This window comes from Acidovorax sp. KNOB132 (genome assembly GCF_057541515.1).
The window spans coordinates 24,030-32,353 of the sequence record NZ_BAAJYT010000029.1; the positions used below are offsets into that span (position 1 = coordinate 24,030).

Consider the following 8,324-nt stretch of genomic DNA (forward strand, 5'->3'; position numbering starts at 1 on the left):
CCATGTGCCCCCATTCCCAATCCCCCGCGCCCGCCGGCAGCGAAGCGACCACCGGCAAGCCCGAATCCATCGTGCACGAAGAGCGGGCCCAGCTCGACTTCAGCCAGAGCATGAGCTACGGCGACTATTTGTCGCTCGATGCCATCCTCACCGCGCAGAACCCCCGCTCGCCGGCGCACGATGAAATGCTGTTCATCGTGCAGCACCAGACCAGCGAGCTGTGGATGAAGCTCATGCTGCACGAGCTGCGCGCGGCCATCGCGCTGGTGGCCAAGGACGAGCTGCAGCCGGCCTTCAAGATGCTGGCGCGCGTGTCCAAGATCATGGAGCAGCTGGTGCACGCCTGGGACGTGCTGGCCACCATGACGCCGCCCGAGTACAGCGCCATGCGGCCCTACCTGGGCAGCTCCAGCGGGTTCCAGAGCTACCAGTACCGCAGCATCGAATTCGCGCTGGGCAACAAGAACCGCGCCATGCTCCGCCCGCACGAGCACCGCGCCGACCTGCTGGCCCAGGTGCAGGCCGCCTACGAGGCGCCCTCGCTCTACGACGAGGCCCTGCGCCTGCTGGCGCGCCGCGGCATTCCGGTGCCGGGCAGCCACACGGCCCGCGACTGGACCCAGCCCTACGAGGAAAGCGATGCCGTGGAGCAGGCCTGGCTGGTGGTGTACCGCAACCCGCGGCAGCATTGGGACCTGTACCAGCTGGGCGAAGAACTGACCGACCTGGAAGACGCCTTCCGGCTCTGGCGCTTTCGCCACGTGACCACGGTGGAGCGCGTGATCGGCTTCAAGCGCGGCACCGGCGGCACGGGCGGCGTGAGCTACCTGCGCAAGATGCTGGACGTGGTGCTGTTCCCCGAGATCTGGAAGCTGCGCACCGACCTTTGAAACCAAGCGGTGGCGGGCCCCGAAGGGCGGCCCCCGCGGCTCACACCGGCGCCACGACCCCGGTGCCCGCGAAGTGCCCGCCGGCGTTGGCCAGGAACTGGTTCACACTGGCCTGCACGGCCTCGGGCGACCAGCCCGCCACGTGCGGCGTGAGCAGCACGTTGTCCAGCCCGATCAGCGCCTCGGGCGGGTGCGGCTCGCTTTCGTAGACGTCGAGCCCCGCGCCGGCGATGCCGCCCACGCGCAGGGCCGAGGCCAGCGCCTCGGTGTCCACCACGCTGCCCCGGGCGATGTTCACCAGGTAGCCCAGCGGGCCCAGCGCCTGCAGCACCTCGGCATTGACGGCATGGCGCGTGGCCGCACCGCCCGGCGTGGCGCACACCAGCACGTCGCACCATTTCGCCAGTTCCAGCAGGCTGCCGAAGTACTCGTAGGCCACACCGTCGCGCGGCTTGCGGTTGTGGTAACCCACGGCCATGTCGAAGCCCGAGGCGCGGCGCGCGATCTTCTGGCCGATGGTGCCCAGGCCGAAGATGCCCAGGCGCTTGCCCGACACGTTGGGCGGCAGGCCGATGGCGTCGCGCCACACGCCTTCGCGGCACAGGCGGTCGAGCGGTCGCAGGCCGCGCACCGCGCCGATCAGCAGGCCGAAGGCGTGGTCGGCCACGCAGTCGTCGTTGGTTCCGGCGCCCGAGGCCACCACGATGCCGCGGGCGCGGGCCGCGGCCAGGTCCACGTTCTCATAGCCGGCACCCAGCACGCAGACGAGCTCCAGCGCCGGCATGGCCTCGATCTCCTGGGCGCTCAGGCCCAGCGAGCCGATGGTGAGCACCGCCCGGAAACGCCCGCCCTGGGTGACGATGGCCGCGGTGCGGTCCGCCGCCGTGGGGGCGTAGTGCAGGTCGTAAAGGGCCGCGATCTGGGCTTGGCTCTGCGGGGACAGGTGGTTGAGAACAAGCAGGGGAATGCGAGGACTGGACACGACAGGATGCTTCCATATTGATAGCTGAACGGGCAGGCGGATCAAGCGCTGCCGCCCCATTTTGCGCCAATCGACCGGGGCGCGCCACCGGGTTGCGTCCCCCCCCCCGGGGCGCTCGGCCAATCATTCCCTCACGGTGACGGTGCTGTAGCCCGCGCTTGACGTGATCTCCGATTCCGAGAACGGCAGGCGCAGCCACTGCTTGGCCCCGTAGGCCCGGGTGTAGTCGCCGTTGCGGCTGGAGGTCGGATCGTCCGACAGGGAATAGGTGAGGAACGTGTGCGCCTCCACCCCGCCGGCCGGAAAACCCACCACCTGCATGTAGCTGTTGCCGTGCGGCTGCCCGTCCATGCTGTAGCCGCCCTGCTCGATCGGGTTTTCCGAGCAGTTGATGGTGAAGTAGCCCGGATCGCCGCAGCCGCCGTACAGCGCGATCTTGCTGCCGCCGCGCGTGGCGAACAGCACGTCGCCGCGCGGCGCATCCAGCGCGAAGCCGCTGCGCTGCACGCTCAGCACGGCGGCGCCGAAGGCCTGCCGCAGCGCATCGGCGGCGCTGGCGCGCAGCTCGCGCGGCGTGTTCAGCGGGTCGGCGGCGCTGAACGGCACGGCATAGAGCTGCGCGGCCGGCACCTTCACGCGGTTCCAGAACTCGTCCCACACATGCGAGCCCCGCGCCGTGGCGTTGCCGGTGTTGTTCCAGGCGCGCAGCGTGGCGCAGGCAGCGGCCACGTCCACCGTCCGGCCCTCGGCCGCGACCGTGATCTGGGGCGCCACGCAGACCAGGGAGAGGGCCTGCTCCTTGAAGCGCTCGGCGCTGAACACCCGGCTGTCGAGCACCATCTGCCGCACGATGGCGCTGGTGGCCTGCTGGCCGGCATAGGCGTCGGTGCCGGCCAGGCGCTCCAGCGCCATGGTGTGGCCCATGCGCGTGCGCAGGCTCTGCGCCTGCGTTCCGGCCGGGCCGAAGATCGCGGGAAAGCCCGTGAGCGGCGCTCTGGCGTTGGCCAGCCAATAGCTGTCGTTCATGTTGCCCACATAGTCGTCGCGCAGCAGGCTGGGCATGCGCGAAGCGCCCACGGTGCCCTTTTGCGCCGAGTCGCTGTCGGTCTGCCAGTCGCAGGCGCTGCGCGAGCCGTCGAAGAACGGCACGTTGGGCAGGGCCGCCGCCATCGCCTTGCCGAAGCCGGTGGTGCAGGTGGCCACCTGCTCGGTCGACACATTGGGCACGGCGCCGATGTCGGCATACCAGGCGCGCGGGTTGCCGCGCCCCACGGCCACGGTGTTGACCCAGGGAATGGCCGATTCCTGCTTCTGGATGGCGATGAACTCGTCCAGCGAGGCCGCCTGGTTCCAGCGCATCCAGTTGCGGAAGGTGCGGAAGTTCTCGCCGTTGACGTCGCGCATGGCGAAGGCCGTGGTCTGGCTCCAGGCCAGCGCCGGGTTGAGGCCGCCCAGGTTCACCACCGGCCCGTACTCGGTCTTGTAGAGGGTGCGCGTGACATCGGTGAGCGCGCCGGAGGCGCCGCGCACCTGCACGGTAATGGGGGTGGCGGCCATCTTCACCGCCTTGCCATCGCGCACGTAGGTCGTGCGGTCGCCATCGGCCAGCTGCAGCTGGAAGACGCCGAAACGCCGCGCGGTGGAGACGGTGTGGCTCCAGGCCACGTTGTCGTTGAAGCCGATCAGCACCACCGGCACCCCCAGGAACGACGCGCCGCTCACGTTCAGCTCGCCGGGAATGGTCAGGTGGGCCTGGTAGAACCGATCCGGTCCCTTCCAGTACCAGTGCGGGTTGCCGAAGAGCAGGCCGCTCGACTCGCCGGTGGCGGCGGTGCCGAAGCCGTACATGTTGCTGCCGATGCCCGCGGTTCCGCCCACCTGCAGCCGGGGCGGCTGCGTGCGTGCGGGATCGAACTGCGCCACCTTCTGGGGGGATGGCGACGCGGGCATGGCGGTCCCGGCCGTCGTGCTGGCGGCCGCACTGGGCAGCGTGGCATTCGCCAGCGGCGCCACGAAGTTGCTGTAGCCCCCGGCCAGATTGGCCGCATACATCCGCCGCCAGATGTCCCGCGCGGTGACGGGCTGCACCCATGCCGCCGTGCGGCAGGCCGCATGGGCGGTGCCGCCGGACTGGGCCTCGCGCAGGTAGCGGTTGTAGCCGGCGGCAAAGCCGGCCACCATCTTGCGCAGGTTGTCGGGCTGGGCCGCCACCATGGCGTCCACCACGTCGCTGGAGATCACGTGGCGGTGGAAGAAATCGGAGTCGAGATTGCGCGGACGGTCGATGGTGCTTTCGTACACCAGCAGCGCATCGCCCCCGAAGTAGCGCGAGCGCTCGCCCCGGTAGGTCACGAATGAATCGGCCATCGTGCACAGGTTGTCCTGCGCCTGCGCATAGCCGTATCCGAAGCCCGCATTGCCCCAGTTGGAGGCCTTGATATGCGGCACGCCCATGGCCGTGCGCCGGATCTCCGCGCTGTAGCGGCCGTTGTCGCCGCCTTCGCCGCCGCCCCCGCCGCAGGCAGCCAGCGCCGACAGCGCCAGCACGGAAAGCGGCAGGCTGCCGCGCCAAAATCTCTCTCTCATGGCCTTGTCTCCTTGGGATGAGCCGCCTTTTGGATGCGGCGAACGGGCCCCAAGGATAAGCGCAGTGCGTACAGTGCTGTACGCATCCCCTGCCGGCGACAGGGGCGTCAGTAGTCCTGCTCGACGCTTTGCTGAAAGCACACCTTCAGCCGGTGCTCCCAGTCGTGCTTGTCGGCCTCGGGCACGAAGCTCGCTTCGAAGCTGTTGAAGGCCAGCTGGTAGGCGTGGCGCGCCGTGAGCTGCGGATCGGCCGCGAACAGCTGCGTGAAGTTGTCGTTGATGTAGCCGCCGAAGTACGCCGGGTCGTCCGAGTTCACCGTGGCCGCCAGCCCGGCATCGAGCAACTGGCGCAGGTTGTGGTCGGCCAAGTCGGGGAACACGCACAGCTTCTGGTTGGACAGCGGGCACACCGTGAGCGCGATGCGCTCCTGCGCCAGCCGCTGCATCAGCGCCGGGTCGTGCACGGCCTGCACGCCGTGGTCGATGCGCTCGGCCTTCAGCACGTCGAGCGCGCTCCAGATGTACGCCGGCGGTCCCTCCTCGCCTGCATGCGCCACGCGCCGCAGACCCAGTTCGGCGCAGCGCGCGAACACGCGCGCGAACTTCTCCGGCGGGTGCCCGACTTCGCTGCTGTCCAGCCCCACGCCGATGAAATGCGCGCGCAGCGGCAGCGCCGCCTCCAGCGTGGTCAGGGCATCTTCCTCGCTCAGGTGGCGCAGGAAGCACAGGATGAGCGCGGACGAAATGCCCAGCGCCTGGCGCGCATCGGTGCAGGCCCGGTGCAGGCCTTGGATCACGGTCTCCATCGGCACGCCGCGCGCCGTGTGCGTCTGCGGATCGAAGAAGATTTCGGCATGCACCACGTTGTCGGCCGCGGCGCGCTGCAGGTACGCCCAGGCCATGTCGTAGAAGTCCTGCTCGTGCAGCAGCACGCTGGCGCCGGCGTAGTAGATGTCGAGAAAGCTCTGCAGGTCGGTGAACGCGTAGGCATCGCGCAGGGCCTGCACGCTCGCGTACGGGAGCGCCACGCCGTTGCGCTGCGCCAGGGCGAAGATCAGCTCGGGTTCGAGCGAGCCTTCGATGTGGATGTGCAGCTCGGCCTTGGGCATGCTGCGCAGCAGCGCGGGCAGGCGCTGGGCGGGAATGGGGGGGGACCTTGAACATCGGCGGACTCCAGAAAGGGATGCCGCGCGCCCGATCGGGGCGGCGGTAGGGCAATGATGCCTTGTCCGCGGCCCGCCGCCATCGGCGCCTGCCCCGGGCCAGGCAGGCCGCGCCAGGCCGGCACGCGCGCCGGCCTGGATTCGCTGGGGGATCGCTTACTTCTTGTCGCCGCCGGGCACGGTGCCTTCGACGCCCTTCACGTAGAAGTTCACACCGCCCAGGAACTTGTCGTCGGCCACCGCGTCCTTCGCCAGCACTTCCTTGCCGGTGTTGTCGGCGATCGGGCCCTTCCAGATCGAGAAGCTGCCATCCTTGAGGCCGGCCTTCACCTGCTCGACCTTGGCCTTGGTGTCGGCGGGCACGTCCTCGGCGATGGAGACGAGATCGATCGCGCCTTCCTTCACGCCCCACCAGCTCTGGCCGGTCGTCCAGGTGCCGCCCAGCGCATCCTTGGTGGCCTTGATGTAGTAGGGGCCCCAGTTGATCACGGCCGAGGCCAGGTGGGCCTTGGGACCGTAGGCGGTCATGTCGGAGTCCCAGCCGAAGGCGCGCTTGCCTTTTTCCTGCGCGGTCTTGAGCACGGCGGGCGAGTCGGTGTTCTGGAACAGCACGTCGGCGCCACCGTTGATCAGCGACGTGGCGGCTTCGGTTTCCTTCGGGGGGCTGAACCATTCGTTCACCCACACCACCTTGGTCTTGATCTTGGGATTGACCGACTGCGCGCCCAGCGTGAAGCTGTTGATGTTGCGGATCACCTCGGGGATCGGCACCGAGCCCACGACGCCCAGCGTGTTGGTCTGCGTCATGGCGCCGGCGATCACGCCGGCCATGTAGGCGCCCTCATAGGTGCGGCTGTCATAGGTGCGCACGTTCTCGGCCGTCTTGTAGCCGGTGGCGTGCTCGAACTTCACGTCCTTGAAGTCGGGGGCGATCTTCTGGATCGACTCCATGTAGCCGAACGTGGTGCCGAAGATCAGCTTGTTGCCCTGCGAGGCCATGTCGCGCAGCACGCGCTCGGCGTCGGCCGACTCGGGCACGCTCTCCACGAAGCTGGTCTGCACCTTGTCGCCGAACTCCTTCTCGATCGCCTTGCGGCCGTTGTCGTGCGCGAAGGACCAGCCGCCGTCGCCCACCGGGCCCACGTAGGCGAACGCGATCTTCAAAGGCTCGGCCTTCGCGGCGGGCGCGGACGCAGCGGGCGCCGGAGCGGCGGCCGGCGCTGGCGCGGGCTCGTCTTTCTTGCCGCAGCCGGCCAGGGCGGCGGCGGCCACGGCGGAAAGCGCGGCCACCTTGAGCAGCGAGCGTTTGTGCAGATCGGTCATGTCGGTTCCTTCGAGGAAAAAAGTAAGGGGAAAGGCAACGAAAAAATAAATTATCGGGGGCCCGTGCAGCACCGCGCGGGCCGTGCGGGTCACGACCCGGGATGGAACGGCTTGCCGAGCGAGGCCGGCATGTTCACGCGGATCCAGGCCGGGTTGCGCGAGATCAGCGCCAGCACCACGATGGTGGCCACGTAGGGCAGCATGCTCAGCAGCTGGCTGGCCACCTGCACGCCCGTGGCCTGCAGGTGGAACTGCAGCATGGTCACGCCGCCGAACAGGTAGGCACCAAGCAACACCCGTGCCGGCCGCCAGGTGGCGAAGGTGGTGAGGGCCAGCGCGATCCAGCCGCGGCCGGCCACCATGCCCTCCACCCACAGCGGCGTATAGACCGTGGAGATGTACGCGCCCGACAGCCCGCAAAGCGCCCCCCCGGCCACCACGGCCGCCAGGCGGATGCGCCGCACCGGGTAGCCCAGCGCATGGGCCGACTCGGGCGACTCGCCCACCGAGCGCAGCACCAGACCGGCGCGCGAGCGGTACAGGAACCACACCAGCCCCGCCACCAGCGCCATGGTGAGGTACACGAGGGGGTGCTGGCGGAACAGCGCGGGCCCGACGATGGGCAGGTCGCCCAGCCCGGGCACGGCGTACTTGGGCAGCTCCGGCAGCTTGGCCTGCACGTAGCGGATGCCCGCGAAGGCGGAAAAGCCCACCCCGAACAGGCTCAGCGCCAGGCCCGTGGCGTACTGGTTGGTGTTGAGCCAGATCACCAGCACGCCGAAGATGGCCGCCAGGAACGCCCCCGCCGCCATGCCGGCCGCGAAGCCCAGCCAGGTGTTGCCCGTGTGCACCACGGTGGCGAAGCCGGCGATGGCCGCGCAGAGCATCATCCCCTCGGCCCCCAGGTTGACGATGCCGGCCTTCTCGTTGATGAGCAGGCCCAGGGCGGCGATGGCCAGCACGGTGCCCGCGCTCAGCGTGGCGCCTAGAAGCAGTGCGTACGATTCCATTTATGCGGCCCTCCCCTGGGACCCAACCCACCGCACGCGGTAGGCGATGAGCGTGTCGCACGCCAGCAGCGTGAACAGCAGCAGGCCCTGGAACACGCCCGTGAGCGACTTGGGCAGGCCCAGGCGCGACTGCGCCAGCTCGCCGCCGATGTAGAACATGCTCATCAGCACCGCCGAGAACACCATGCCCACCGGGTGCAGCCGCCCCACGAACGCCACGATGATGGCCGCGAAGCCGTAGCCCGCCGGCACGTAGGGCGTGAGCTGGCCGATGGGCCCCGCCACCTCCAGCGCGCCCGCCAGGCCCGCCGCGCCGCCCGAGATGAGCAGCGCCGTCCACAGCGCGCGGCGCGAGGAAAAGCCCGCGTAG

Annotated in this window: 7 protein-coding genes; 1 reads left to right on the top strand and 6 read right to left on the bottom strand. The window is 69.4% G+C overall.

Features of this window, described 5'->3' with window-relative positions; genetic code table 11:
• Positions 1-2 precede the first annotated feature (2 nt).
• Positions 3-890, top strand: a complete 888-nt coding sequence (gene kynA / locus AC27IO_RS07040; protein WP_498738088.1) for a tryptophan 2,3-dioxygenase — start codon at positions 3-5, stop codon at positions 888-890.
• 40 nt (positions 891-930) lie between these two features.
• Here the strand turns inward: kynA and AC27IO_RS07045 are convergent, their stop codons facing one another.
• From AC27IO_RS07045 to AC27IO_RS07070, 6 genes are all read right to left on the bottom strand, one after another.
• Positions 931-1,932, bottom strand: coding sequence for a 2-hydroxyacid dehydrogenase (locus tag AC27IO_RS07045; RefSeq protein ID WP_272567814.1), 1,002 nt, complete (start codon positions 1,930-1,932; stop codon positions 931-933).
• A 63-nt stretch (positions 1,933-1,995) separates the two neighbouring features.
• Positions 1,996-4,458: a penicillin acylase family protein gene (locus tag AC27IO_RS07050; RefSeq protein WP_498738090.1), complete on the bottom strand. Its 2,463-nt coding sequence runs from the start codon at positions 4,456-4,458 to the stop codon at positions 1,996-1,998.
• 107 nt (positions 4,459-4,565) lie between these two features.
• Positions 4,566-5,657 carry an adenosine deaminase gene (locus tag AC27IO_RS07055; RefSeq protein ID WP_498738095.1) on the bottom strand — a complete coding sequence of 364 codons (1,092 nt, stop codon included), beginning with the start codon at positions 5,655-5,657 and terminating at the stop codon, positions 4,566-4,568.
• Positions 5,658-5,777: 120 nt separating this feature from the next.
• Positions 5,778-6,944, bottom strand: coding sequence for a BMP family ABC transporter substrate-binding protein (locus AC27IO_RS07060; protein ID WP_272567809.1), 1,167 nt, complete (start codon positions 6,942-6,944; stop codon positions 5,778-5,780).
• 89 nt (positions 6,945-7,033) lie between these two features.
• Complete coding sequence (locus AC27IO_RS07065; RefSeq protein ID WP_284396176.1) at positions 7,034-7,954, bottom strand: ABC transporter permease; 921 nt, start codon at positions 7,952-7,954, stop codon at positions 7,034-7,036.
• A partial coding sequence (locus tag AC27IO_RS07070) for an ABC transporter permease subunit (protein ID WP_498738093.1) occupies positions 7,955-8,324 on the bottom strand: 370 nt, incomplete at its 5' end. It abuts the gene before it with no gap.